The sequence below is a fragment of the Yersinia proxima genome (genome assembly GCF_902170785.1).
In the GTDB taxonomy this organism is placed as follows: Bacteria; Pseudomonadota; Gammaproteobacteria; order Enterobacterales; family Enterobacteriaceae; genus Yersinia; species Yersinia proxima.
Genome location: NZ_CABHYG010000016.1, coordinates 14,210 through 38,403, shown reverse-complemented (window position 1 = coordinate 38,403; position 24,194 = coordinate 14,210). Strand labels below are relative to the sequence as shown.

Here is a 24,194-nt window from a genome sequence, read left to right as displayed (position 1 = left end):
TATGTCCTTAAGATTTTGTCGAAGTCGCCGGGACTTTCACATGGCTTTGGGCATCCAGCGCCATATTCAGGTTCAGTACGTTGACCACGGATTCACCAAAGAAATTAGGTGTCGCTTTTTGTACATTGTTATCAATCAACTGTCTCACCTCAGACAGCGGCATCTGGCGAATGCTGGCAATGCGCGGTGCTTGATAATAGGCCGCTGCCAGTGAAATTTGCGGATCGAGGCCACTGGCGGAAGCGGTCACCAGATCAACCGGCACCGGCCCTGTTTGCGTCGGGTTTGCCTGACGCAGTGATTTCACGCGCTCAGTGATAGCTTTATCCAGCTCTGGGTTGCTGATAGCCAGATTGCTGCCACCGGATGCCATTGGATTATAAGGCATATCTGCTGTTACTGATGGGCGACCAGAAAAATACTCCGGTTGGGTAAAGTTTTGGCCGATCAAACTGGAGCCGACCACTTCATCACCCAGCATAACCAGTGATCCGTTTGCTTGCTGTGAAAACATCAGTTTGGCCAGCCCGGTGGTCAGCAGAGGATAAGCTATTCCGGTGATAAGTGTCAGTAATATCAGTAAAACCAGAGCTGGGCGCAGGTATGATATGCGGGTGGTGGATGACATATTGCTAGTCGATGACATCTTCTATTACCTCAATTTGAGTCTTATAACCGGCCACCGTCAAAGCGCGGTGGCCATTGCAAAATATTGTTAGTCGGGCAGTTAACTCATTATCAAGGCGGTCAGCACCAGGTCGATGAGTTTGATCCCGACAAATGGCACCAATAAACCACCCAAACCATAAATCCACAGATTACGGCGCAGTAGGGCGGCGGCGCTCATCGCCTTATAACTGACCCCTTTTAGGGCCAACGGAATCAAGAACACGATGATCAACGCATTAAAGATAACCGCCGACAATATTGCCGAGGCCGGTGAGTGCAACTGCATCACATTCAGGGCGTTGAGCTGCGGGTAAGTCGCCGCAAATGCAGCCGGAATAATGGCAAAATATTTGGCGACATCGTTGGCAATACTGAAGGTGGTCAATGAGCCACGGGTCATCAACATCTGCTTGCCGATATGAACAACTTCAATCAACTTGGTCGGATTAGAGTCCAAATCCACCATGTTGCCCGCCTCTTTGGCGGCTTGAGTCCCCGAGTTCATCGCTACCGCTACGTCAGCTTGTGCCAGCGCGGGGGCGTCGTTGGTGCCATCGCCGGTCATTGCTACCAGCCGACCTTCTGCTTGATATTGACGAATCAATGCCAATTTGGCTTCTGGCGTCGCTTCGGCCAGAAAATCATCCACTCCAGCTTCAGCAGCAATAGCCGCTGCTGTTAGCCGGTTATCGCCGGTGATCATCACGGTTTTAATGCCCATTTTACGGAGTTCCGCAAAACGTTCTTTTATGCCACCTTTAACAATATCTTTTAGTGCAACCACACCCAGCACGCGAGGGCCATCAGCAACCACCAATGGCGTCCCCCCGGTGCGCGCGACACTTTCTACGGCATCTTCTACTGCGCGTGGAAAGTGGCCTTGATTGGATTCCACATGACGGCGGATAGCATCGACAGCCCCTTTGCGAATCATCCGATCCTGAACATTGACACCACTCATCCGTGTTTGCGCGGAGAAGGGCACAAAGGTGGCATTTAGACTGTGCAAGTCTCGTTCGCGCAAGTTAAAGCGCTGTTTCGCCAGCACCACAATACTGCGGCCTTCCGGTGTTTCGTCGGCCAGAGATGAGAGTTGCGCGGCATCCGCGAGTTGTTGCTCGGTCACACCCGGTGCCGGTAAAAACTCGGATGCCTGGCGGTTACCCAAAGTGATGGTGCCGGTTTTATCCAGCAGCAGCACATCAACATCTCCTGCCGCTTCAACTGCGCGCCCGCTGGTGGCGATGACGTTAGCCCCCAGCATGCGGCTCATCCCGGCGACACCAATGGCAGAGAGCAAACCGCCGATGGTGGTTGGGATCAGGCAAACCAACAGTGCGACCAACACGGTGATAGTGACCGGTGAGCCAGCTTGATTAGCCTCAACACTAAAGACTGAGAATGGATACAACGTCGCGGTAGCCAGCAAGAAGACGATGGTCAGTGCCACCAGCAAAATGGTCAATGCCACTTCGTTGGGTGTTTTGCGCCGTTTCGCGCCTTCAACCATGGCAATCATTCTGTCGAGGAAAGTCTCGCCGGGGTTAACGCTGCACTCGACCACCAGCCAGTCTGACAGCACGCGAGTGCCGCCGGTGACGGAGGAGAAGTCGCCGCCGGATTCGCGGATAACCGGCGCAGATTCACCGGTAATGGCGCTTTCATCGACTGAAGCACCGCCTTCCAGCACTTCACCATCGCAGGGCACGGTGTCGCCCGCTTCAATCAGTACCACATCGCCTTTGCGCAGACTGTCGGCAGAGACTTTCTCTTGCGGCGCATCAAAGCGAGCTTCGGACAGTTTTTTCGCCCAACTGGTTTTTTTTACACCACGCAGGCTTTCGGCTTGCGCTTTACTGCGCCCCTCAGCCAGTGCTTCGGCAAAGTTGGCAAATAGCACGGTAAACCACAGCCACAAGGCAACACTGCCGGTAAACATGGCACTACCGGTGGTTTGTCCGCTTAAAATAGCCAGCCAAATCAGGGTGGTCAGCCCACTGCCCAGATACACCACGAACATCACAGGGTTACGCCACTGAACCCGAGGATCCAGTTTCTTCACGGCATCAAGCAGTGCAGTGCGAACCAGTGCAGGCTCAAAAATTGCACGTTGTTTGCGGGTCATCGTCATTCTCTCTTTTTGTTAAAATAATTAACGTGTTAACCAAACTTGCAGATGTTCGGCGACCGGGCCTAAGGCCAGTGCGGGGATAAAGGTCAATGCGCCCACCAATAACACGGTGCCCACCAGTAAGCCGATAAACAGTGGCCCCGAAGTCGGTAGGGTGCCGTTGCCCGCCGGTTGGCGTTTCTTCGCCACCAGGGAGCTGGCAATTGCCAACACGGGCAAAATCACCCCGAATCGCCCCAGAAACATCGCTGCAGCCAGCAACAGGTTATAAAACGGTGTATTGACACTCAGGCCCGCGAAGGCGCTGCCGTTGTTGTTGGCTGCTGAGGAGAGGGCGTAGAGCACTTCACTAAAGCCATGTGCGCCGGGGTTAAGAATGCCTGCACGGCCAGCATCGGTGCAAAGTGCCAGTGCGGTGCCAAGTAGCACGACTGCGGGCGTGACCAGAATCGCCAGCGCAGTCATTTTCATATCAAAAACGTCAATTTTTTTACCAAGGTATTCTGGGGTGCGACCAATCATCAGTCCGGCAATAAACACCGTCAGTAGCACGAATAACAGCATGCCGTATAAACCAGAACCGACGCCGCCAAACACCACTTCGCCAATCTGCATCAGCCACATCGGCACCATGCCACCTAGCGCGGTAAAGGAGTCGTGCATGGCGTTAACCGCACCACAAGATGCCGCGGTGGTGACTACGGCATACATGCTGGTGGCGAGAATACCGAAGCGTGATTCCTTACCTTCCATATTGATATTGCTGTCCGCGCCCAGCTTGATGAGATGGGGGTTACCGGCCAGCTCGGCGTACATCACCACTACCACCGCCACCACAAAAATCAGTGACATAGCCCAGATAAGCGCATGGCCCTGGCGGGTATCCCCAACCACCTGGCCGAACGCGAAGCACAGGGCACAGGGGATGAGGAAGATAGCCAGCATCTGGACAAAGTTGCTAAATGCCGTCGGGTTCTCAAACGGATGGGCAGAGTTGGCACCAAAGAAGCCCCCCCCATTGGTTCCCAGCATTTTTATCGCTTCCTGTGAAGCTACTGGCCCCATCGGTAAGGTCTGTTTTACACCTTCCAATGTGGTGATATGCAGGTAGCCATCCAGATTTTGTAATACTCCCTGACTGACAAAAATAAGAGCGATGATCAGTGCAATCGGTAATAAGACATATAACGTGATGCGCACCAAATCGACCCAGGCATTACCTAATGTGGCTGCCGAATGGCGGGCAAATGCACGAATCAGTGCAAAAGCAACCGCAATACCGGTGGCGGCAGAGAGGAAGTTCTGTACGGTCAGGCCAGCCATTTGGCTGAGGTAGCTGAGGGTATTTTCACCGCTATAGGCTTGCCAGTTGGTGTTAGTCACAAAACTGACCGCCGTATTCAGCGCCAGATGCCACGACATCCCTGGCATATGTTCCGGATTCAGGGGTAATGAGCCTTGCATCATTAATAGTGCGAACAGCAGTGCAATGCCCAGAATATTAAACAGGAGAATAGCCAGCGCATATTGCCAGCCGTTCATCTCGACATTTTTTACTCCACTACAACGCCATAAACCGGCCTCAATTTTTTGCAATGGCATAAAGGGTTCGCCTTCGATAAGGCGTGCCAGAAAACTTCCCAATGGACGGGCTAGTACCAACAACACCAGCATAAAGCTGGCAATAAGCAGAAATCCTGATGCCGCCATTTAAAAGTCCTCCGCGTTAAATAAGGCATAAACCAGATAGCCCAATAGCAGTAGAACCAGTAGCGCACCGCATATGATGCTGACACTCACGATATACCTCCACAGTCCTTATTTTTTGATAACAGCAGCTTAGGAAGTTGTAAGAAAAGTTCTTGATAAAAAAATGGGAAGGCGTGTAAAAAAAGTATAAAAACGAACAGAAAGTGAGCTGAAAATACGTGTAAATTAATCAGTGGCGCGGTGCATTATTCAATTGTGTTAACGGAATAGGTATTTCTTAGGTGAATACACCTGCTTTTCTAATTGATAAATTGCCAGTAACGCCGGTGCAACAAATTCTAAAATAGAATTAACCTTGCTGTAACAAAATTACAGAATGGGTGTTTTTTTTCTTTTTTTATGCGATTGAGTGGTCGGATGAGTGGTAAAGTTTCAACCAATGCGGTAAAATTTTGCTCAGTTTCCAATTTGTTTATTTTACTTTCAACGCCAAGCGGTAATAGGCCTGCGGTTAATAGGGTTAGCTGTTACACAACGGCGTTTTAAAGGAGGATTATTATGTCCATTTACAACGCATACCCATTACATCAAGTGATCTTGCGTCGCATCGCTGTGATTCTGGTGGGGTTATTGGCGCTGCCTGTCATGCTATTTCGCAAAGATCGCGCCCGTTTTTATAGCTATTTGCACCGTGTCTGGGTGAAAACCAGTGATAAACCGGTGTGGTTGGCACAGTCAGAAACGGCACCGCAATATTTTTACTGAGATAAACTATCAGGTTTACAGCGGTAAATTGCAGTAAAGTGAAAGGCTCATGAGTGAATGCTCATGGGCTTTTTTATTGGTCGATGGAGAATGAGATGCCGCAAAACAATCAAATGAAACAGAGTCTTGAATATTGCCATGCGCGCGATGAACTTGATGCACTATGCGCAGCAGGTATCACTCGAGGCCAATTGATGGCGTTTCATAGTCGCTATAAATTAGTGTTATTGGCGCATTCACAACCGGAATACCGTGAAATTGGACCTTTTATTGCGTCAATGGATAAATGGTCATCACTGATTGAATTTACCGCTGAGTATCGCCAGCGTTTGCTACAACTACTCTCTCATTCTCCAACAGTGGCGAACCATACCAATGTATTGATGCATGTGCAGGGCTATTTCCGACCTTATCTCACCTCTACTCAGCGTCAGGCGCTAGCGCAACTGATTGACCAATATCGCTTAGGTGAATTGCCCCTGAGTGTGCCTATCGCCCAGATAACAGCTTATATGATTGAGTTTCCAAATGACTATCTGGCCAGTCAGCACTATTTTACTTTTTACTCAGAGCAAGGATAAGCAATGGCAACGCATCTGGTCTGGTTTCGTAATGACTTACGCGTCACTGATAATTTGGCATTGCATACGGCGTGTCAGGACTCGCAAGCGACAGTGATTGCGGTGTTTATTGCGACCCCCGCACAATGGGCCGCACATGATATGGCACCGCGGCAGGCCGCATTTTTGCTGCAAAACCTGCAATTGCTACAGGATGCACTCGCCGCGCGGGCGATCCCACTGCACTATCATCAGTGTGATGATTTTAAGGATTCTATTACCTGGTTGGATGATTTTTGTCAGCAACAGCAAGTGGATGCACTGTTTTATAACCATCAGTATGAGCTGAATGAGCGGATGCGCGATGAGGCATTGATGACAAAACTGAGTCATCATGCGATTGCCTGCCATGGTTTTCATGACAGTGTGTTATTGCCGCCGGGCAGTGTCCTGACCGGTAATAATGAAATGTATAAAGTATTCACTCCGTTTCGCCGTGCTTTTATCCAGCGCTTAATGATGAGTGATTGCCGCAGTGTTCCCGCACCGAAAGCTCGCACTACCGCAGCGGTGATCCCCTCACAGCCCTTGGCTCCGTTCGATTACCCGCAACAACCGGTAGACAGCCAGCTATTTCCGGCGGGTGAAGAAGCCGCATTACAGCGCTTGCGCAGTTTTTGTCGTGAGGATGTTCAGGATTATCAGCAACAACGTGATTTCCCTGCAGTGGCGGGCACCAGTTGCCTGTCACCTTATCTTGCTCTGGGAATTCTTTCGCCCCGCCAATGTGTTAATCGCTTGCGCGCAGAATGTCCAGAGGTGTTGGAAAATGTCGATGGCGGGGCTTTTATTTGGCTTAATGAATTGATCTGGCGCGAATTTTACCGCCATTTATTGGTAGCTTATCCACGGTTATGCCAGCATCATCCCTTTATTGGTTGGACTGATACGGTATTATGGAATCACTCCAAACAGCAATTAATCGCCTGGCAGCAAGGGCGAACAGGTTATCCTATTGTCGATGCAGCCATGCGACAGCTAAATGAAACGGGCTGGATGCATAACCGCCTGCGAATGATCAGCGCCAGTTTTCTGGTTAAAGATTTGCTCATCGATTGGCGACAAGGTGAACGCTATTTTATGTCACAACTCTTGGATGGTGATTTGGCAGCGAATAATGGCGGCTGGCAATGGGCAGCATCAACCGGGACAGACGCTGCACCTTACTTTCGTATCTTTAACCCCACCACGCAGGGTGAACGTTTTGATCAAGACGGCGTGTTTATTCGGCGTTGGCTACCTGAACTGGCGGCGGTACCAGACCGTGATATCCACCAGCCATGGCGTTGGGCTGAGCGACAACAACAACCATTGGATTACCCACCAGCGCTGGTGGATCATAAGCAAGCCAGATTGGCGACACTCGCGGCATTTGAAGCCGCTAAGCGGGATGGCAGCAAGGATCCCTAACAACAAGGAGCCTTCATGTTTTTGACCTATGTTTCGACTCAACCGGCATCGACAGCCAGTAAAACCAGCAGTAAGAAGCGCAGTAACAGGTTGTTTAATGTCGGGTTGGTTCTCTCTTTTAGCCTTTATAGCAGCCTGGTTGCGGCAGGGTTTGAAGTGGTGGCACTTGGCGTGGATGGTGGCGTCAGTGATGGCAACCTGACTTCTTACCTGATACGCGATGATAGCCAGCCGGTGTATTTAGCACTGGATGCCGGTTCGGTGCTGCCGGGGATAGCCAAAGCATTAGATAAAGGCAATTTCTCTGATATTACGGATGAAATGGCTGCGCCGTTGACTCGGCAGGGCTACATTTTCCGTCAGCGCATTAACAGTTATTTCATCAGTCATGCCCATCTTGATCATGTGTCTGGCCTGATTATCGGCTCGCCGGAAGACAGCAAAAAAACTATTTATGCATCAGCTGATACTATCGATGTGCTGAGAAACTACTATTTTAACTGGCGCGTCTGGCCCAATTTTACTGACAGCGGCAGTGGCACGCGTTTAGGGACTTACCGGATGCAACTGGTGCGCCCGGCTCAATCATTAAGCCTGGGACTGACTCGTTTAACCGGCGAGATGTATCCCTTAAGTCATGATAAATCCCCCTCTTCAATGTTGCTCATCACCAGCAATAATGCTGCATTCGCCTATTTTGGTGATACAGGCCCGGATGAGATAGAAAAGTCGAAAAATCTGGATACGGTGTGGCGTAAATTGGCGGAAAAGGTCAAACAGCAGCAGTTGAAAGGGATGATTATTGAAGTGTCTTATCCGAACGAGGTGGATGATGGCAAGTTGTACGGCCACATGACCCCTAAGTGGTTGCTGAAAGAATTGAAAAACCTTGAGAAATACAGCGGAGAAGGGCAACCGTTAAAAGGCTTGCCAGTGATTATCAGCCATATCAAACCCTCATTCCAACAGGGTCAGGATGTGCGGAAAGTGATTGCGGCCGAGCTAGAACAAGGTAATGATACGGGGGTTGATTTTATCTTGATGGATCAAGGTGATAGTCGTCGTTTTTAACTGTCCGTTTATATTTTTGACATACCCTATAGATTTCAAGATGCAGGAAGGCGGCAAAGGAGGGAGTCCCGATGAGCTTACACAGGTAAGTGATTCGGGTGAGCGAGAGCAGCCAACACACCTGAAGTTTGAAAGATGACGGGTATTTAATGAGATTGATAAAATGCGCAATATAGAACTGGAAGCTCTACTCAACAACCAGCTGAATACCTCGGCATTTCAGGATTATGCACCCAATGGATTGCAGGTTGAGGGGCGTGAGGAGATTCGGCGCATAGTAACTGGCGTGACGGCCAGTCAGGCATTGCTGGATGCGGCGGTTGGGCAACAGGCCGATGCTATCTTGGTTCATCACGGTTATTTCTGGAAAAACGAACCGGCAGTTGTGCGGGGAATGAAACGTAACCGACTGAAAACGTTACTAACCAACGATATCAATCTGTATGGTTACCATTTGCCGTTAGATGCACATCCGGAATTGGGCAATAACGCGCAGTTGGCGAAGTTACTGGGGATTCGGGTGCAGGGAGAAATTGAGCCCCTATTACCCTATGGTGAATTTGATACGCCATTAAATGCAGTCATTTTGCGTGAACGGCTGGAAAAGTTACTGGGGCGTCCGGCCTTACATTGTGGTGATCGCGCACCAGCGGATGTGCGCCGTATTGCCTGGTGTACTGGAGGCGGGCAAGGATATATTCAGCAAGCGGCTGAATTTGGCGTTGACGCATTCATCACTGGCGAGGTTTCTGAGCAGACAATTCATATTGCCCGTGAGATGGGGGTGAATTTTTATGCCGCAGGGCACCATGCGACGGAACGGTATGGCATCAAAGCACTGGGTGAATGGCTTGCTAACCATCATCAACTCGACGTTATCTTTATCGATATCCCTAATCCAGCTTGACCCAATGCTACATTATGCACCGGTAATCAGTATCGGTGCGTAACCTGCCGCAGATATCCCCCCACCAAAGCATCATTAAACCATACATAAAACAAGGTCTTATTCTCTTGTCAGCTATTTAAAATCATCATCTGGCAGTGTATGGAGGACAAGATGGTGGTTTTTAAGAATATCTTCTCGCTGTACTCTGATTCTAAATAAGAAAAAAATCGTATCTATCCTTCTGGGATGGTGAAAAAACTATAAAAACAACCATTTTCAGGGATTAATATTGACCTTTTCATCAGGTTTAGTGATTACTCGTAGCTATTAGATAATTCAGTTCTATTGACAGCGGCCAGACGCTAACGCATAAATATAAACTTATAACGAGTATTTATATAAAAATGAAAGCTAGAAATTAATCAGGGGGACGGGAGTGCAACGAGCGCGATGCTATTTACTGGGAGAAAGTGCGGTGGTTCTGGAGCTGGAGCCGCCGGTTACATTAGCAAGTCAGCAACGGATTTGGGGGTTAGCTGATCGTCTGATTCATCATCCCGATGTACTTGAAGCCATCCCTGGCATGAATAACCTGACGCTATTGCTGGCAGACCCACAGAATACCTCGCTGGATGCTATTGAACGGCTGCAACGTTGGTGGGAAGAGAGTGAGTCATTAGTGCCTGAATCACGTGATGTCACCATCCCGGTGATTTATGGCGGTGAAGCTGGGCCCGATTTGGCTGAGGTGGCGCGTCATACCGGTATGACTGAACGTCAGGTGGTTGAGTGCCACGCGGGGGCGAGTTATATCGTCTATTTCCTTGGCTTCCAACCGGGTTTTTCCTATTTGGGGGGGATGCCGGAACAACTGGCAACCCCACGACGCGCAGAGCCACGTCTGGTTGTGCCCGCCGGTTCTGTCGGGATCGGGGGCAGCCAAACGGGGATTTATCCACTGGCAACGCCGGGTGGCTGGCAACTTATTGGCCGCACCTCGCTGGCATTGTTTAATCCATTAGAGATGCCGCCAACCTTGTTGCGTCCTGGTGATAATGTGCGCTTCTTGCCTTTAAAGGAGGGCGTATGCTGAAGATTATTCGTTCAGGGATTTATACCACGGTGCAAGACAGTGGCCGTGGCGGTTTTCGTCGCTTAGGCATTAGTCAGGGCGGGGCTCTTGATTTACCGGCGCTGAGTATGGCGAATATGCTGGTGGGCAATGAGGCGGGTGCTGCTGGGCTGGAAATTACATTAGGCCAATTCACTGCTGAGTTTACCCAACCGGGTTGGATTGCAGTAACGGGCGCGGGTTGTGAAGCTATGTTGGGTGATCAACTGCTCTGGACGGGATGGCGCTATCCGGTCAAGCCGGGTCAGCAGTTAAAACTCAGTGTGCCGCATCATGGTATGCGCAGTTATCTGGCGGTTTCTGGCGGTATTGATGTGCCAGAAATGCTGGGGTCACGCAGCACGGATCTGAAGGCAGGGTTTGGTGGTTATCAGGGGCGGCTTATTAAAGAGGGTGACTGCCTGCCATTGGGTCAACCGACACGCTTGCCGCGTGAATCTGTCGGTATCAAACAATTGTTATTTGGTAACCGTGTGCGTGCCCTACCGGGGCCGGAATATCATGAATTTGATAATGTTTCACAGGGTGCTTTCTGGCGAGAAGCCTGGCAACTCAGCCCGCAAAGTAACCGGATGGGGTATCGCCTGAGCGGGCGTGAGTTAGCGCGCACCACATCCCGTGAAATGCTATCCCACGGCTTATTGCCCGGAGTGGTACAAGTGCCGCATAACGGTCAGCCTATTGTGCTGATGGCTGACGCACAAACTACCGGTGGTTACCCGCGAATTGCCTGCGTGATTGAAGCTGATCTCTACCATTTGGCACAACTTCGTCTCGGGGAATCGGTGCATTTTGTGCCTTGTACTGTAGAAGAAGCGCTCCGTGCCAAGTCAGAACAACAACATTTCTTGCAGCAGATTGAATGGGGCTTACAGCAAGGCTTCGATACTGTGGACTGTGGAGGTTAAATGCACGGAGGCCAAATGAAGGTGGATTTAAACGCGGATTTAGGTGAAGGCTGTACCAATGACCAGGCGCTGCTGCAATTGGTCAGTTCAGCCAACATTGCTTGTGGTTTTCATGCCGGCGACGCGCAGACCATGCGCCAGTCGGTGCGCTGGGCGATTGAGTATGGCGTGGCGATTGGCGCACACCCGAGCTTTCCGGATCGCGAAAACTTTGGCCGCACGGCTATGCAGTTACCGCCTGAAACAGTCTACGCCCAAGTGGTTTATCAACTCGGTGCGCTGGCCGCTATTGTGAAGGCTGAGGGGGGGATCATGCAGCATGTGAAACCTCACGGCATGTTGTACAACCAGGCAGCACGAGATCCACTGCTGGCTGATGCTATTGCTCAAGCGGTCAAGGCAGTCGACCCGACATTACGGTTGGTGGGGTTAGCTGGCAGCGCATTGATCCGTGCGGGTGAGCGGGCGGGTTTGGTGACACGTCAGGAAGTGTTTGCCGATCGCCGCTATCAATCCGATGGCGCGCTGGTGCCTCGTAGTCAGCCCGATGCGTTAATTGAAAGTGACGATCTGGCTTTGTCACAAACCTTAGCCATGGTGCAACGTCATCAGGTGCAGGCTCGTGATGGCAGTTGGGTGCCAGTGCAGGCGGACACGGTTTGTGTGCATGGTGATGGCGCGCATGCTTTGAATTTTGCCCGCCGTTTGCGTGACAGTTTTCAGCAGAAAAATATCACCGTTACGGCGCAATAACTGGGCAGTAACAACCATAACCGCCTGGCCCGGGTGGAATAGCATCATAAGTTAGATACCTATAACTCTATTTTAGGACAGGAGAGTCACCTTGGAACAAACGGTAAACCTTTGGCCGCTGATTGGGATCGCGGCGATTGTAATAGGATTTTTACTGCGCATAAACGCAGTCTTGGTGGTGATCAGCGCCGGGATTATCACTGGTGTGGCAGCACTGATGCCAATAGCTACTATTTTAGAAAAACTGGGTGAGGGCTTTTTGAACACCCGTAATCTGCCCTTAATTCTGTTACTGCCACTGGCGGTTATTGGCTTACTTGAACGCCATGGTTTGAAAGAACGAGCGCAGGCGTGGATTTCACAAATTAAAAGTGCCACTTCTGGCCGTTTATTGATTGTGTATCTGTTTGTCCGCGAAGCCACCGCAGCGCTAGGTTTAACCAGCCTTGGCGGTCATGCACAGATGGTCCGGCCACTGTTGGCTCCGATGGCTGAAGGTGCGGCAAAGACGCGTTATGGTGAGTTGCCGGAGAAAGTGCGTTATCGCCTGCGCGCCATGTCAGCGGCAACCGATAACGTTGGCCTGTTCTTTGGTGAAGATATTTTTGTTGCCTTTGGTGCCATCATATTTATGCACAACTTCATGTTGGAGTCCGGTGGTATCCAAACCGAGCCGTTACATATTGCGTTGTGGGGGATTCCGACGGCTATCTGTGCCTTCCTTATCCATGCTTATCGTTTGCAACGTTTAGATAAACATCTCGCAGCTGAATTAACCGCGCTGAATCAGTCTGCCCTGGCAACCAAGGGAGACGACAAATGATTTTCCAACAACAATATCTATATTGGCTGGCTGGCGCGGTATTACTGATAGTTGCCGTCATGTCATTTCGCGATAAAGCTAACCCGCGCCGTATCACCACCGGGCTGTTTTGGGGGTTGTATGGGCTGATTTTCCTGGTGGGAGATTGGACTTACCGCCTGGCAAACACTCTGGCGGGTGAGGGGCCTGATGAAAAGAGGGTTCTGAATATCACAGTCGGGGTGGTAGTGGTTATCATGGCGCTAATTGCCGGTTTTGGCGGGGTAAAACTGGGTAGTTATCACCAGCGCACCGAGCAAGAACGTGAAATGAGTGCCAAGCGCCTCGGTAACCGGCTATTCCTGCCGGCACTGACCATTCCGGTTGTCACTGTTATCGGCGTGCTACTGTTTAATAATATTCCAGCTCTGGATCTGTGGTTATTTGGTGCGGGTAACCATGCCACTTTGGTGACGTTATTCTCGATGACAGTCGGTTGTGTCCTCGGCTTGCTGATTGCGGTACTTATGACCCGTGAAACTGCCGCTCAACCGGTGCAGGAAGCGCGGCGTTTATTAGATTCTATCGGCTGGGCATTTATCTTGCCGCAGATCCTGGCGACACTTGGCCTGTTATTTACCACTGCGGGTGTCGGGACGGCAATTGCCCATCTGACGCAGGAATATCTGGCGGTAGATCATCGCTTTATTGCCGTGGCCGTCTATGCTATTGGCATGGCGGTACTCACCATGATCATGGGAAATGCTTTCGCAGCTTTCCCTATTGTCACCGCCGGTATTGGTATCCCTATTTTAGTGTTGCAGCATGGTGGTAACCCGGCAGTGATGGCCGCTATCGGCATGTTCTCTGGCTATTGCGGTACTCTAATGACCCCAATGGCCGCCAACTTTAACATTGTTCCTGCTGCACTATTGGAGCTGCCGGATAAAAATGCGGTGATCAAAGCCCAGATCCCAACTGGGGTCACTCTTCTGATTGTTAACGTATTTTTACTGTATTTCCTGATGTTCCTCTAGGAGAGGCGATGAAAAGAGTATTAATTACCGGATTTGAGCCATTTGGTGGCGAGGCTGTGAATCCTTCCTGGGAAGTGGTTAGTCAACTGAATGATTTAATGTTGGGTGGTGTCAGAGTGGTCGCGCGTCAATTACCATGCGCTTTTGGTGAGGCATTAACCGTACTCAATGCTGCAATAGATGATATTCAGCCTGTATTAGTGCTGGCCGTTGGTCAGGCTGGTGGGCGCGCTGATATCACTATCGAACGGGTTGCGATTAATATTGATGACGCCCGCATTGCGGATAATCTTGGCAAACAGCCGGTAGACCAGCCGATAGTTGAAAATGGCCCAGCGGCTTACTTTACTCGGTTACCGATCAAAGCAATGGTGCAGGGGATTCGTGACGCAGGTATTCCTGCCTCGGTGTCTCAAACTGCTGGCACCTATGTCTGTAATCACGTTATGTATGGGCTATTGCATCGACTGAATCAGACAGGTAATGAGATTAAGGGCGGTTTTATTCATATCCCTTATTTACCTGAGCAGGCGGTCAATCATCCAGGTGCGCCAAGCATGTCAGCACAATCGGTAGTGATAGCGCTGGAGTTAGCTATCTCTATTGCATTACAGGTTGATCATGATTTGCATATTGCTGGTGGCGCAATTCACTAATTCGATGATAAAAAAACGCCACCGATTAAGGTGGCGTTTCCCGATTAGACAGAAAAGTAAATCTGCTTATTTCTTCAACTGACTCTTGAAGTCACGTTCGGCGTAACCAGTGTAAAGCTGACGCGGACGGGCGATTTTGATACCGTCATCGTGCATTTCATTCCAGTGAGCAATCCAGCCAATGGTACGAGCGATAGCAAAGATTACGGTAAACATGGAAGACGGAATACCCAACGCTTTCAGGATGATGCCTGAGTAGAAATCGACGTTTGGATACAGTTTTCTCTCGATGAAGTACGGGTCGTTCAGCGCAATATGCTCTAACTCCATCGCCACTTCCAGTAAGTTATCGTTCAGGTTCAGCTCTTTCAACACTTCATGGCAGGTTTCACGCATGACAGTTGCGCGTGGATCATGGTTTTTATACACACGATGACCGAAGCCCATCAGGCGGAATGAGTCATTTTTATCTTTGGCGCGTTTGATAAATTCTGGAATGTGTTCAACACTTTTAATTTCTTCCAGCATCTTCAGGCAGGCTTCGTTCGCACCGCCGTGCGCTGGCCCCCACAGGGAGGCGATCCCCGCAGCAATACAGGCGAACGGGTTAGCACCCGATGAGCCGGCAGTACGCACGGTAGAGGTTGATGCGTTCTGTTCGTGGTCGGCATGCAGGATGAAAATACGATCCATTGCGCGTTCCAACACAGGGTTAACTTCATATTCTTCGCACGGGGTTGAGAACATCATGCGCAGGAAGTTACCGGCATAGGACAGGTCGTTGCGCGGATAAACAAACGGCTGGCCGATGGAGTATTTGTAGCACATTGCGGCAACTGTCGGCATTTTTGACAGCAGACGGAAGGCAGTGATTTCACGATGCCGCTCATTGTTAACATCCAGCGCATCATGATAGAAAGCGGCCAGTGCACCGGTCACACCGCATAGTACGGCCATAGGGTGTGAGTCGCGGCGGAATCCCCGAAACAGACTGGTTATCTGCTCGTGGATCATGGTGTGGCGGGTGACTGTTGCTTTGAAGGTTTCATACTCTTCTGCGGTGGGTGTTTCACCGTAGAGCAGGATGTAGCAAACTTCCAGATAAGTAGAATTTTTTGCTAGCTGATCAATCGGATAGCCACGATGTAGTAATATCCCTTCATCACCGTCGATAAAGGTGATTTTTGATTCGCAGGATGCGGTAGAGGTGAACCCTGGGTCATAGGTAAAATACCCTTTAGAACCTAAGGTGCGGACGTCGATCACGTCAGTGCCGAGAGTTGGGGATAGAATACCCAGTTCGATCACAGCTCCGCTTTCCAGATTCAGCGTCGCATTTTTGTCAGCCATTTACAGTCTCCTTAGCGCTTATTTTAAAACCCCTAACAACTGAAATGTCTTAGATGTCCCTGCGGCCATCACCTCATCAGCACTGCTCTGTTTTATTCACTATAAAAACATGATTTAGGGTACAGAGTGTCTCGCCAATGCGACCAACAATCCGGAGGGTTGGATTGATGGTGACGTTACAAAGTTGTTAACGATTTGTCGGATACTTATCGTTTATGGTTCATTGCCTACGATATCTATGGGGATATTCACTCACTACACTGTTGCATAACTTAGGCTTATGGGGAAGTGTATCCGCAGACCTTTAGTGCATCATAGGGCTTATTTCTACCCTAGTTGTAATAGAAATGTTTATTCTTTGTCAAATCAGATAATTAATTTTATATAAATTGTGTAAATCGTGATCCTAATCACTGTTCAGGGGAAATGTTACCAATCAGTTTGTGTGGGAATTGTAATAAGAATGTGAACCACCTATACTGCCGCCAGGTCTCCGGATTACCCTGAAGTAGGAGCACCCAGCGTTATACAGAACACGCCATTTAAGCATTCAGGATGTTATGTCTAAATGTGCGATGTGAAGGGTTTCGGCTCTTAACGCTGTCTGATCCACGCCCAGGCCCGGAGGAAGGAAAATAATAAGAGCTGTGTGGGCAAAACCGTGAAAAAACAAAGACCTGTCAATTTGGATCTGCAAACGATTCGATTTCCTGTTACTGCGATAGCGTCCATTTTACACCGAGTCTCTGGCGTAATGACTTTCGTTGCCGTTGGTATCCTCCTTTGGCTGTTAGGTTTGTCTGTATCCTCGCAAGAAGGGTTCATGCAAGCCGCGGCTGTCATGAATAGCTTTTTTGTTAAATTCATCTTCTGGGGAATACTCACGGCACTGGCTTATCACGTTTGCGGTGGCATCCGTCACTTGCTGATGGATTTTGGCTATGTCGAAGAGAGCTTGGCTGCGGGGACCCGCTCCGCCCAAGTCGTAATGGTGTTAACCCTGGTGCTGTCAGTTTTAGCTGGAGTCCTTGTATGGTAAGCAATGCTTCTGCGTTAGGGCGTAATGGAGTACACGACTGGCTGTTACTGCGTGCTTCTGCAATCGTCATCACTCTTTATATTCTTTATATTCTGGGCTTCGTCGTTATTGTCCCAGACATCACCTATGAAATCTGGCGTGGCTTCTTTGCTTCGCACATCACAAAAGTATTTACCCTGCTGACATTGCTGTCGATTCTGGCTCATGCCTGGATTGGTCTATGGCAGGTATTAACGGACTATATCAAGCCGCTAGCGGTACGACTGGTGTTACAACTGGCCGTGGTGATTACGCTGCTGGTCTACCTCTTGTATGGAACAATTGTGGTGTGGGGTGCTTAAATGAAACTGCCGGTCAGAGAGTTTGATGCTGTTGTTATTGGTGCGGGTGGCGCAGGTATGCGCGCGGCACTACAAATTTCACAAATGGGGCTGTCTTGCGCCCTGATATCAAAAGTATTCCCAACCCGTTCCCATACCGTATCTGCGCAGGGTGGTATTACTGTCGCACTGGGTAATACCCATGAAGATAACTGGGAATGGCATATGTATGACACGGTAAAAGGTTCCGATTATATCGGTGACCAGGATGCCATCGAATATATGTGTAAAACAGGCCCTGAAGCGGTGCTTGAATTGGAACACATGGGGTTACCGTTCTCCCGTTTAGAAGATGGCAGCATTTATCAGCGGCCATTCGGTGGGCAGTCGCTTAACTTTGGCGGTGAGCAAGCGGCGCGTACTGCGGCTGCGGCTGACCGTACCGGGCATGCACTGTTACACACCCTTTATCAGCAAAACCTGAAAAACCACACCACTATATTCTCTGAGTGGTATGCACTGGATTTAGTGAAGAATCAGGACGGCGCTTTTGTGGGCTGTACGGCTATTTGCATTGAAACCGGTGAAGTGGTCTATTTCAAAGCGCGGGCCACCGTGCTGGCCACCGGCGGTGCCGGCCGTATTTACCAATCAACAACCAATGCGCACATTAATACCGGTGACGGTGTTGGCATGGCCTTGCGTGCCGGTGTACCGGTGCAGGACATGGAAATGTGGCAGTTCCACCCGACGGGTATTGCCGGGGCGGGCGTGTTGGTGACTGAGGGTTGCCGCGGTGAAGGCGGTTATCTGCTGAATAAACACGGCGAGCGCTTTATGGAACGCTATGCACCGAACGCCAAAGATTTGGCCGGTCGTGATGTGGTTGCGCGTTCTATTATGATTGAAATCCGTGAAGGCCGTGGTTGCGATGGCCCTTGGGGTCCGCATGCCAAACTGAAATTGGATCACTTGGGTAAAGATGTGCTGGAATCCCGTCTGCCGGGTATTCTTGAGTTATCTCGTACCTTTGCCCATGTTGACCCCATTAAAGAACCTATTCCGGTTATCCCAACCTGCCATTATATGATGGGCGGTATCCCAACCAAGGTGACCGGTCAGGCCATCACAGTAAATGAAAAGGGTGAAGATGTTGTCATTCCTGGTCTGTTTGCTGTGGGTGAAATTGCTTGTGTTTCCGTCCACGGTGCTAACCGTTTGGGGGGGAACTCATTGCTGGACTTGGTGGTCTTTGGTCGCGCAGCCGGTATGCATCTGCAAGAGTCTTTGATGGAGCAGGGTGCTAGTCGCGATGCCAGTGATTCTGATATTGAAGCATCACTGGATCGAATGAACCGCTGGAATAACACTCGCTCAGGTGAAGATCCGGTTGAGATCCGCAAAGCATTACAATCCTGCATGCAGCATAACTTCTCGGTATTCCGCGAAGGTGATGCAATGGCTAAAGGGTTAGAAGAACTGAGAACTATCCGCGAACGTCTGCAAAATGCCCGTCTGGATGACACTTCTAGCGAGTTTAATACCCAGCGTATTGAATGCCTGGAATTGGATAACCTGATGGAAACTGCGTTTTCCACTGCCGTGTCAGCAAACTTCCGTACTGAAAGCCGTGGCGCACATAGCCGCTTCGATTTCCCGGAACGTGATGATGCCAACTGGCTGTGCCATTCGCTCTATTTGCCAGGCACTGAAAGCATGACCCGCCGTGAGGTAAACATGCAACCTAAGCTACGCGCGGCATTCCCGCCGAAAGTGCGTTCTTATTAATGCATGTGTCGTGTTGATAGGGTTAAACCTAACCCGCTGCGGAGGAAAAGGTCATGAAACTTGAGTTCTCAATTTATCGCTATAACCCGGACGTCGATAACGCGCCGCATATGCAGGATTATACGTTAGAAGCGGAAGAAGGTCGGGATATGATGTTGCTGGATGCACTTATCCAGTTAAAAGAAAAAGATCCGACGTTGTCGTTCCGCCGCTCATGCCGTGAAGGGGTTTGTGGCTCCGACGGTTTGAATATGAATGGCAAAAATGGGTTGGCTTGTATTACGCCAGTTTCAGCTTTGCAAAAAGGCAATAAAAAAATTGTGATTCGCCCATTGCCGGGCTTGCCGGTGGTGCGGGACTTAGTGGTCGATATGGGGCAGTTTTATACTCAGTACGAGAAAATTAAACCTTACCTGTTGAATGATGGCAAAAATCCGCCAGCACGCGAGCATTTGCAATCGCCAGAACAGCGCGAAAAACTGGATGGCCTGTATGAATGCATCCTGTGCGCTTGTTGTTCCACATCTTGCCCGTCATTCTGGTGGAACCCTGATAAATTTGTGGGGCCGGCAGGGTTACTGGCTGCCTATCGCTTCCTGATAGATAGCCGTGATACGGAAACAACAGCACGTTTGGATGATCTGGACGACGCTTTTAGTGTTTTCCGCTGCCATAGCATCATGAATTGTGTCAGTGTTTGTCCTAAAGGCCTTAACCCGACCAAAGCAATCGGCCACATTAAGTCTATGTTATTACAGCGTAGCGCATGATAAGCGCTTCACAACGGATCATAGTTGCAACATAGTGCATGATGTGAGTTTATTAACCCGGGGAATGTTTCCCCCGGGTTGCTTAAAGGTAGGGAATCTCTAAAAACCGGCAAGTTGTCCGTTTTTAGAGGTTCCTTGAACGGGACCGTTAAGGTCCATAACAGAACGTGCATTGAGCACGTCGAGTGAACCGTTTTTACGGCAAACCGTTGATATTACGGTGTATATGTTAACCACGGCGAAAACTGAAGCTTCAAAGCTTAAGGGATCATGATGCAGAACGGCGCAATGAAGGCCTGGCTGGATTCCTCCTATCTGGCGGGCGCGAACCAGTCCTACATAGAGCAGCTCTATGAAGACTTTTTAACCGATCCTGGTTCCGTTGATGATAGTTGGCGTTCAATTTTTCTACAACTACCTACAACGGGTGTAAAACCTGATCAGTTCCACTCTCAAACACGCGAGTATTTCCGTCGCCTGGCGAAGGATCCCTCTCGTTATAACTCATCCATCAGCGATCCTGAAAATGATGCCAAGCAAGTTAAGGTGTTGCAGTTAATCAATGCCTTCCGCTTCCGCGGCCATCAACATGCCAATCTTGACCCACTCGGTTTGTGGAAGCAGGAGTCTGTTCCAGACCTTGACCCTGCCTATCACCATCTGACTGAAGCCGATTTCCAGAACACCTTCAATGTTGGTTCTTTTGCTATTGGCAAAGAAACCATGAAGCTGTCTGAACTATATGCAGCCCTGAAACAGACCTACTGTGGTTCGATTGGCGCTGAATATATGCACATCACCAACACCGAAGAAAAACGTTGGCTTCAGCAGCGTATTGAATCGGTGGTCGGGAAACCTACTTTCAGCGATGAAGAGAAGCGCCGCTTTCTGAGCGAACTGACTGCAGCTGAAGGTTTGGAGCGTTATTTAGGGGCTAAATTCCCTGGTGCTAAGCGTTTCTCACTGGAGGGCGGCGATTCGCTGGTCACCATGTTGAAAGAAATGATTCGCCATGCCGGTAAAAATGGCACACGTGAAGTGGTTTTGGGTATGGCGCACCGTGGCCGCCTGAACGTATTGATAAACGTGTTGGGTAAGAAACCGGAAGATTTGTTCGATGAGTTTGCCGGTAAGCATAAAGAGCATTTGGGTACTGGTGACGTTAAATATCACCAAGGTTTCTCTTCTGATGTAGAAACCGAAGGCGGCCTGGTTCATCTGGCGTTAGCCTTTAACCCATCGCATCTGGAAATTGTTAGCCCGGTGGTTATCGGTTCTGTGCGAGCACGCCGTGACCGACTGGATGAAGCGCGCAGCAATATGGTACTGCCAATCACCATTCATGGTGATGCGGCGATTGCCGGGCAGGGCGTAGTGCAAGAGACGTTGAACATGTCTCAAGCCCGTGGTTATGAAGTGGGCGGGACAGTGCGTATTGTTATCAACAACCAGATTGGTTTCACCACCTCGAACCCACTGGATGCGCGCTCTACCCAATACTGTACTGATATCGCCAAAATGGTACAGGCGCCTATTTTCCATGTGAATGCTGATGATCCTGAGGCTGTGGCGTTTGTAACTCGTCTGGCGTTGGATTTCCGTAACACCTTTAAACGTGACGTGATGATCGATCTGGTTTGCTACCGTCGCCATGGGCATAACGAAGCCGATGAGCCAAGTGCAACACAACCAGTGATGTATCAGAAGATCAAAAAACACCCAACGCCGCGCAAGATCTATGCTGACAAGCTGACCGAACAAAATATCGCCAGCCTGGAAGATGCCACGGAAATGGTCAACCTGTATCGCGATGCATTGGATCGCGGTGACTGTGTGGTGGAAGAGTGGCGTCCAATGAATCTACAATCCTTCACCTGGGCACCGTATCTGAACCACGAATGGGATGAAGAATATCCAAGCAAAGTTGAGATGAAACGCCTGCAAGATTTGGCGCGCCGTATCAGCCACGCGCCTGATGCCATTGAAATGCAATCCCGTGTTGCCAAGATCTATGGCGATCGCGCCTTGATGGCAAGCGGCGAGAAGCCATTTGACTGGGGCGGAGCTGAGACACTGGCTTATGCCACTCTGGTCGATGAAGGGATCCCCATCCGCCTATCGGGTGAAGATGCCGGGCGCGGGACGTTCTTCCATCGTCATGCTGTGATTCATAACCAGAAAAATGGTTCTGTCTATGTGCCACTGGCGAATATTCACAGCGGGCAGGGCGATTTCCAGGTGTGGGACTCGGTACTGTCGGAAGAAGCTGTTTTGGCCTTTGAATATGGTTACGCTACCGCAGAACCGCGCACTCTGACTATCTGGGAAGCGCAGTTTGGTGACTTTGCCAACGGTGCTCAAGTGGTTATCGACCAATTCATCAGCTCCGGCGAGCAGAAATGGGGCCGCATGTGTGGTCTGGTTATGCTGCTGCCGCACGGTTATGAAGGGCAAGGCCCGGAACACTCCTCCGCTCGGTTGGAGCGCTATCTGCAACTTTGTGCTGAACAAAACATGCAGGTGTGTATTCCGTCAACACCAGCACAGGTTTACCACATGATTCGCCGTCAGGCATTACGTGGTATGCGCCGTCCTCTGGTGGTGATGTCACCTAAGTCATTGTTGCGTCATCCATTAGCAGTCTCGTCACTGGATGAATTGGCAAATGGCAGCTTCTTGCCAGCCATTGGTGAAATTGATGAGCTTGACCCGAAAGGCGTCAAACGTGTCGTGATGTGTTCAGGCAAAGTTTATTATGACCTGCTGGAACAGCGTCGCAAAAACGGGCAAACCGATGTCGCTATCGTGCGTATCGAGCAGCTTTATCCATTCCCACACCAGGCGGTACAAGCGGTGTTGGAACAATTTGCGCATGTTCATGATTTTGTGTGGTGTCAGGAAGAGCCGCTCAACCAGGGTGCCTGGTATTGCAGCCAACACAACTTCCGTGAAGTGATTCCATTTGGTGCTTCCTTGCGTTATGCAGGTCGCCCAGCCTCAGCTTCACCGGCAGTGGGATACATTTCCGTGCACCAGAAACAACAACAAGCTCTGGTTAATGACGCGCTGACTGTTGAATAGCGACCGGTTAACACATAAAGGATAGAGAATGAGTAGCGTAGATATTAATGTTCCTGACCTCCCTGAGTCTGTCGCTGATGGCTCGGTAGCAACCTGGCACAAAAAACCGGGTGATAGCGTCAAACGTGATGAAGTGTTGGTTGAGATTGAAACAGACAAAGTGATTCTGGAAGTTCCGGCCAGCCAGGACGGTATTTTGGATGCCATTTTGGAAGATGAAGGTGCCACTGTGACTTCGCGTCAAGTGTTGGGCCGCATTCGCCCAAGTGACAGCTCAGGTCTGCCGACCGAAGAAAAAAGCCAAAGTACAGAGTCCACTCCTGCTCAGCGCCAAACCGCCAGTCTGGAAGAAGAAAGCAACGATACTCTCAGCCCGGCGATCCGTCGTCTGATTGCAGAACACTCTCTTGATGCTTCCGCCATTAAAGGCAGTGGTGTGGGTGGTCGTATCACGCGTGAAGATATTGATAACCATTTGGCAACGCGTAAATCAGCACCCGCTGCCGTGGAAACTAAAGTTGAAGTTACCGCTCCGGTTGCCGCACTTGCTGGCCGCAGCGAAAAACGTGTGCCGATGACGCGTCTGCGTAAACGTGTTGCCGAGCGCCTGCTGGAAGCTAAAAACAGCACTGCAATGTTGACTACGTTTAACGAAATCAACATGAAGCCAATCATGGATCTGCGCAAGCAGTATGGTGAGGCTTTCGAGAAGCGTCACGGTGTGCGTCTGGGCTTTATGTCTTTCTATATCAAGGCAGTGGTTGAAGCGCTGAAACGCTATCCGGAAGTGAATGCTTCCATCGATGGCGAAGATGTGGTTTACCATAATTACTTTGATGTCAGCATTGCTGTTTCTACCCCACGCGGTCTGGTTACTCCAGTCTTACGTGATGTAGATACCATGGGTATGGCTGATATTGAGAAGAAAATCAAAGAACTGGCTGTAAAAGGCCGTGACGGCAAACTGAAGGTTGAAGAGCTGACTGGCGGTAATTTCACTATTACCAATGGCGGCGTATTCGGCTCATTGATGTCGACTCCGATCATTAACCCACCACAAAGCGCGATCCTTGGTATGCATGCTATCAAAGACAGGCCAATGGCGGTCAATGGTCAGGTAGTGATTCTGCCAATGATGTATCTGGCACTGTCCTACGACCACCGGTTGATCGATGGCCGCGAATCTGTTGGCTATCTGGTGACGGTGAAAGAGATGCTGGAAGATCCAGCTCGCTTACTGCTGGATGTATAAAAAAGATAAATAACAAGGCCAGCCTGATTGCAAGGTGTTGA

General features: G+C 50.0%; 22 protein-coding genes. 17 read left to right on the top strand and 5 right to left on the bottom strand.

Annotated features, from left to right (window positions below; translation table 11 throughout):
• Positions 1-7: 7 nt before the first annotated feature.
• From kdpC to FTB31_RS21590, 4 genes are all read right to left on the bottom strand, one after another.
• A complete protein-coding gene (gene kdpC, locus FTB31_RS13930) occupies positions 8-646 on the bottom strand; it encodes a potassium-transporting ATPase subunit KdpC (RefSeq protein WP_175631675.1) in 639 nt (212 codons plus the stop codon).
• Between the two features lie 81 nt (positions 647-727).
• The gene (gene kdpB, locus FTB31_RS13925) at positions 728-2,794 is read right to left on the bottom strand and encodes a potassium-transporting ATPase subunit KdpB (RefSeq protein WP_050077767.1); all 2,067 of its coding nucleotides are present in this window, start codon (positions 2,792-2,794) and stop codon (positions 728-730) included.
• A 27-nt stretch (positions 2,795-2,821) separates the two neighbouring features.
• Positions 2,822-4,510, bottom strand: coding sequence for a potassium-transporting ATPase subunit KdpA (kdpA, locus tag FTB31_RS13920; RefSeq protein WP_227720611.1), 1,689 nt, complete (start codon positions 4,508-4,510; stop codon positions 2,822-2,824).
• Positions 4,511-4,600 carry a K(+)-transporting ATPase subunit F gene (locus tag FTB31_RS21590; protein WP_032819844.1) on the bottom strand — a complete coding sequence of 30 codons (90 nt, stop codon included), beginning with the start codon at positions 4,598-4,600 and terminating at the stop codon, positions 4,511-4,513.
• 468 nt (positions 4,601-5,068) lie between these two features.
• Between FTB31_RS21590 and FTB31_RS13910 the strand changes: the two genes are divergently transcribed.
• From FTB31_RS13910 to pcp, 11 genes are all read left to right on the top strand, one after another.
• Positions 5,069-5,275: a YbfA family protein gene (locus tag FTB31_RS13910; RefSeq protein WP_005163391.1), complete on the top strand. Its 207-nt coding sequence runs from the start codon at positions 5,069-5,071 to the stop codon at positions 5,273-5,275.
• Positions 5,276-5,370: 95 nt separating this feature from the next.
• Positions 5,371-5,856, top strand: coding sequence for a YbgA family protein (locus FTB31_RS13905; protein WP_077174350.1), 486 nt, complete (start codon positions 5,371-5,373; stop codon positions 5,854-5,856).
• Between the two features lie 3 nt (positions 5,857-5,859).
• Positions 5,860-7,305, top strand: a complete 1,446-nt coding sequence (phrB, locus tag FTB31_RS13900; RefSeq protein WP_227731489.1) for a deoxyribodipyrimidine photo-lyase — start codon at positions 5,860-5,862, stop codon at positions 7,303-7,305.
• A gap of 15 nt (positions 7,306-7,320) precedes the next feature.
• Entirely contained in the window at positions 7,321-8,376 is a 1,056-nt protein-coding gene (locus tag FTB31_RS13895) for an MBL fold metallo-hydrolase (protein WP_175628031.1), read from the top strand.
• A 163-nt stretch (positions 8,377-8,539) separates the two neighbouring features.
• Positions 8,540-9,283, top strand: coding sequence for a type 2 GTP cyclohydrolase I (locus FTB31_RS13890; protein WP_077293469.1), 744 nt, complete (start codon positions 8,540-8,542; stop codon positions 9,281-9,283).
• Between the two features lie 418 nt (positions 9,284-9,701).
• Complete coding sequence (pxpB, locus tag FTB31_RS13885; protein WP_077174348.1) at positions 9,702-10,358, top strand: 5-oxoprolinase subunit PxpB; 657 nt, start codon at positions 9,702-9,704, stop codon at positions 10,356-10,358.
• Positions 10,352-11,305, top strand: a complete 954-nt coding sequence (gene pxpC / locus FTB31_RS13880; RefSeq protein ID WP_077174347.1) for a 5-oxoprolinase subunit PxpC — start codon at positions 10,352-10,354, stop codon at positions 11,303-11,305. Before pxpB ends, pxpC begins: the two co-directional genes overlap by 7 nt.
• A 15-nt stretch (positions 11,306-11,320) precedes the next feature.
• The gene (gene pxpA / locus FTB31_RS13875; RefSeq protein ID WP_077293633.1) at positions 11,321-12,058 is read left to right on the top strand and encodes a 5-oxoprolinase subunit PxpA; all 738 of its coding nucleotides are present in this window, start codon (positions 11,321-11,323) and stop codon (positions 12,056-12,058) included.
• A 91-nt stretch (positions 12,059-12,149) separates the two neighbouring features.
• Entirely contained in the window at positions 12,150-12,881 is a 732-nt protein-coding gene (locus FTB31_RS13870) for a DUF969 domain-containing protein (RefSeq protein WP_050077784.1), read from the top strand.
• The gene (locus FTB31_RS13865) at positions 12,878-13,897 is read left to right on the top strand and encodes a DUF979 domain-containing protein (protein ID WP_227720605.1); all 1,020 of its coding nucleotides are present in this window, start codon (positions 12,878-12,880) and stop codon (positions 13,895-13,897) included. The genes FTB31_RS13870 and FTB31_RS13865 overlap by 4 nt, the downstream gene beginning before the upstream one ends.
• Before the next feature lie 8 nt (positions 13,898-13,905).
• Positions 13,906-14,553: a pyroglutamyl-peptidase I gene (gene pcp, locus FTB31_RS13860; protein WP_050077786.1), complete on the top strand. Its 648-nt coding sequence runs from the start codon at positions 13,906-13,908 to the stop codon at positions 14,551-14,553.
• Between the two features lie 66 nt (positions 14,554-14,619).
• Here the strand turns inward: pcp and FTB31_RS13855 are convergent, their stop codons facing one another.
• Positions 14,620-15,903, bottom strand: a complete 1,284-nt coding sequence (locus FTB31_RS13855; RefSeq protein ID WP_077174346.1) for a citrate synthase — start codon at positions 15,901-15,903, stop codon at positions 14,620-14,622.
• Between the two features lie 649 nt (positions 15,904-16,552).
• On the opposite strand from FTB31_RS13855, the gene sdhC reads away from it, so the two are divergent.
• From sdhC to odhB, 6 genes are all read left to right on the top strand, one after another.
• Entirely contained in the window at positions 16,553-16,942 is a 390-nt protein-coding gene (sdhC, locus tag FTB31_RS13850; protein WP_005165474.1) for a succinate dehydrogenase cytochrome b556 subunit, read from the top strand.
• Positions 16,936-17,283: a succinate dehydrogenase membrane anchor subunit gene (gene sdhD, locus FTB31_RS13845; protein WP_004700691.1), complete on the top strand. Its 348-nt coding sequence runs from the start codon at positions 16,936-16,938 to the stop codon at positions 17,281-17,283. Before sdhC ends, sdhD begins: the two co-directional genes overlap by 7 nt.
• The gene (gene sdhA, locus FTB31_RS13840) at positions 17,284-19,050 is read left to right on the top strand and encodes a succinate dehydrogenase flavoprotein subunit (RefSeq protein ID WP_019081143.1); all 1,767 of its coding nucleotides are present in this window, start codon (positions 17,284-17,286) and stop codon (positions 19,048-19,050) included. It abuts the gene before it with no gap.
• 53 nt (positions 19,051-19,103) lie between these two features.
• Complete coding sequence (locus tag FTB31_RS13835) at positions 19,104-19,820, top strand: succinate dehydrogenase iron-sulfur subunit (RefSeq protein WP_005165479.1); 717 nt, start codon at positions 19,104-19,106, stop codon at positions 19,818-19,820.
• A gap of 273 nt (positions 19,821-20,093) precedes the next feature.
• Positions 20,094-22,901, top strand: coding sequence for a 2-oxoglutarate dehydrogenase E1 component (gene sucA, locus FTB31_RS13830; RefSeq protein ID WP_077174345.1), 2,808 nt, complete (start codon positions 20,094-20,096; stop codon positions 22,899-22,901).
• A 28-nt stretch (positions 22,902-22,929) separates the two neighbouring features.
• Positions 22,930-24,153, top strand: a complete 1,224-nt coding sequence (gene odhB / locus FTB31_RS13825; protein ID WP_050077789.1) for a 2-oxoglutarate dehydrogenase complex dihydrolipoyllysine-residue succinyltransferase — start codon at positions 22,930-22,932, stop codon at positions 24,151-24,153.
• Positions 24,154-24,194: the final 41 nt, after the last annotated feature.

Coding starts and splice junctions, on each gene's coding strand:
- kdpC (WP_175631675.1), bottom strand. CDS start 646: ATGTCATCGACTAGCAATATGTCATCCACCACCCGCATATCATACCTG.
- kdpB (WP_050077767.1), bottom strand. CDS start 2,794: ATGACCCGCAAACAACGTGCAATTTTTGAGCCTGCACTGGTTCGCACT.
- kdpA (WP_227720611.1), bottom strand. CDS start 4,510: ATGGCGGCATCAGGATTTCTGCTTATTGCCAGCTTTATGCTGGTGTTG.
- FTB31_RS13910 (WP_005163391.1), top strand. CDS start 5,069: ATGTCCATTTACAACGCATACCCATTACATCAAGTGATCTTGCGTCGC.
- FTB31_RS13905 (WP_077174350.1), top strand. CDS start 5,371: ATGCCGCAAAACAATCAAATGAAACAGAGTCTTGAATATTGCCATGCG.
- phrB (WP_227731489.1), top strand. CDS start 5,860: ATGGCAACGCATCTGGTCTGGTTTCGTAATGACTTACGCGTCACTGAT.
- FTB31_RS13895 (WP_175628031.1), top strand. CDS start 7,321: ATGTTTTTGACCTATGTTTCGACTCAACCGGCATCGACAGCCAGTAAA.
- FTB31_RS13890 (WP_077293469.1), top strand. CDS start 8,540: ATGCGCAATATAGAACTGGAAGCTCTACTCAACAACCAGCTGAATACC.
- pxpC (WP_077174347.1), top strand. CDS start 10,352: ATGCTGAAGATTATTCGTTCAGGGATTTATACCACGGTGCAAGACAGT.
- pxpA (WP_077293633.1), top strand. CDS start 11,321: ATGAAGGTGGATTTAAACGCGGATTTAGGTGAAGGCTGTACCAATGAC.
- FTB31_RS13865 (WP_227720605.1), top strand. CDS start 12,878: ATGATTTTCCAACAACAATATCTATATTGGCTGGCTGGCGCGGTATTA.
- pcp (WP_050077786.1), top strand. CDS start 13,906: ATGAAAAGAGTATTAATTACCGGATTTGAGCCATTTGGTGGCGAGGCT.
- FTB31_RS13855 (WP_077174346.1), bottom strand. CDS start 15,903: ATGGCTGACAAAAATGCGACGCTGAATCTGGAAAGCGGAGCTGTGATC.
- sdhD (WP_004700691.1), top strand. CDS start 16,936: ATGGTAAGCAATGCTTCTGCGTTAGGGCGTAATGGAGTACACGACTGG.
- sdhA (WP_019081143.1), top strand. CDS start 17,284: ATGAAACTGCCGGTCAGAGAGTTTGATGCTGTTGTTATTGGTGCGGGT.
- FTB31_RS13835 (WP_005165479.1), top strand. CDS start 19,104: ATGAAACTTGAGTTCTCAATTTATCGCTATAACCCGGACGTCGATAAC.
- sucA (WP_077174345.1), top strand. CDS start 20,094: ATGCAGAACGGCGCAATGAAGGCCTGGCTGGATTCCTCCTATCTGGCG.
- odhB (WP_050077789.1), top strand. CDS start 22,930: ATGAGTAGCGTAGATATTAATGTTCCTGACCTCCCTGAGTCTGTCGCT.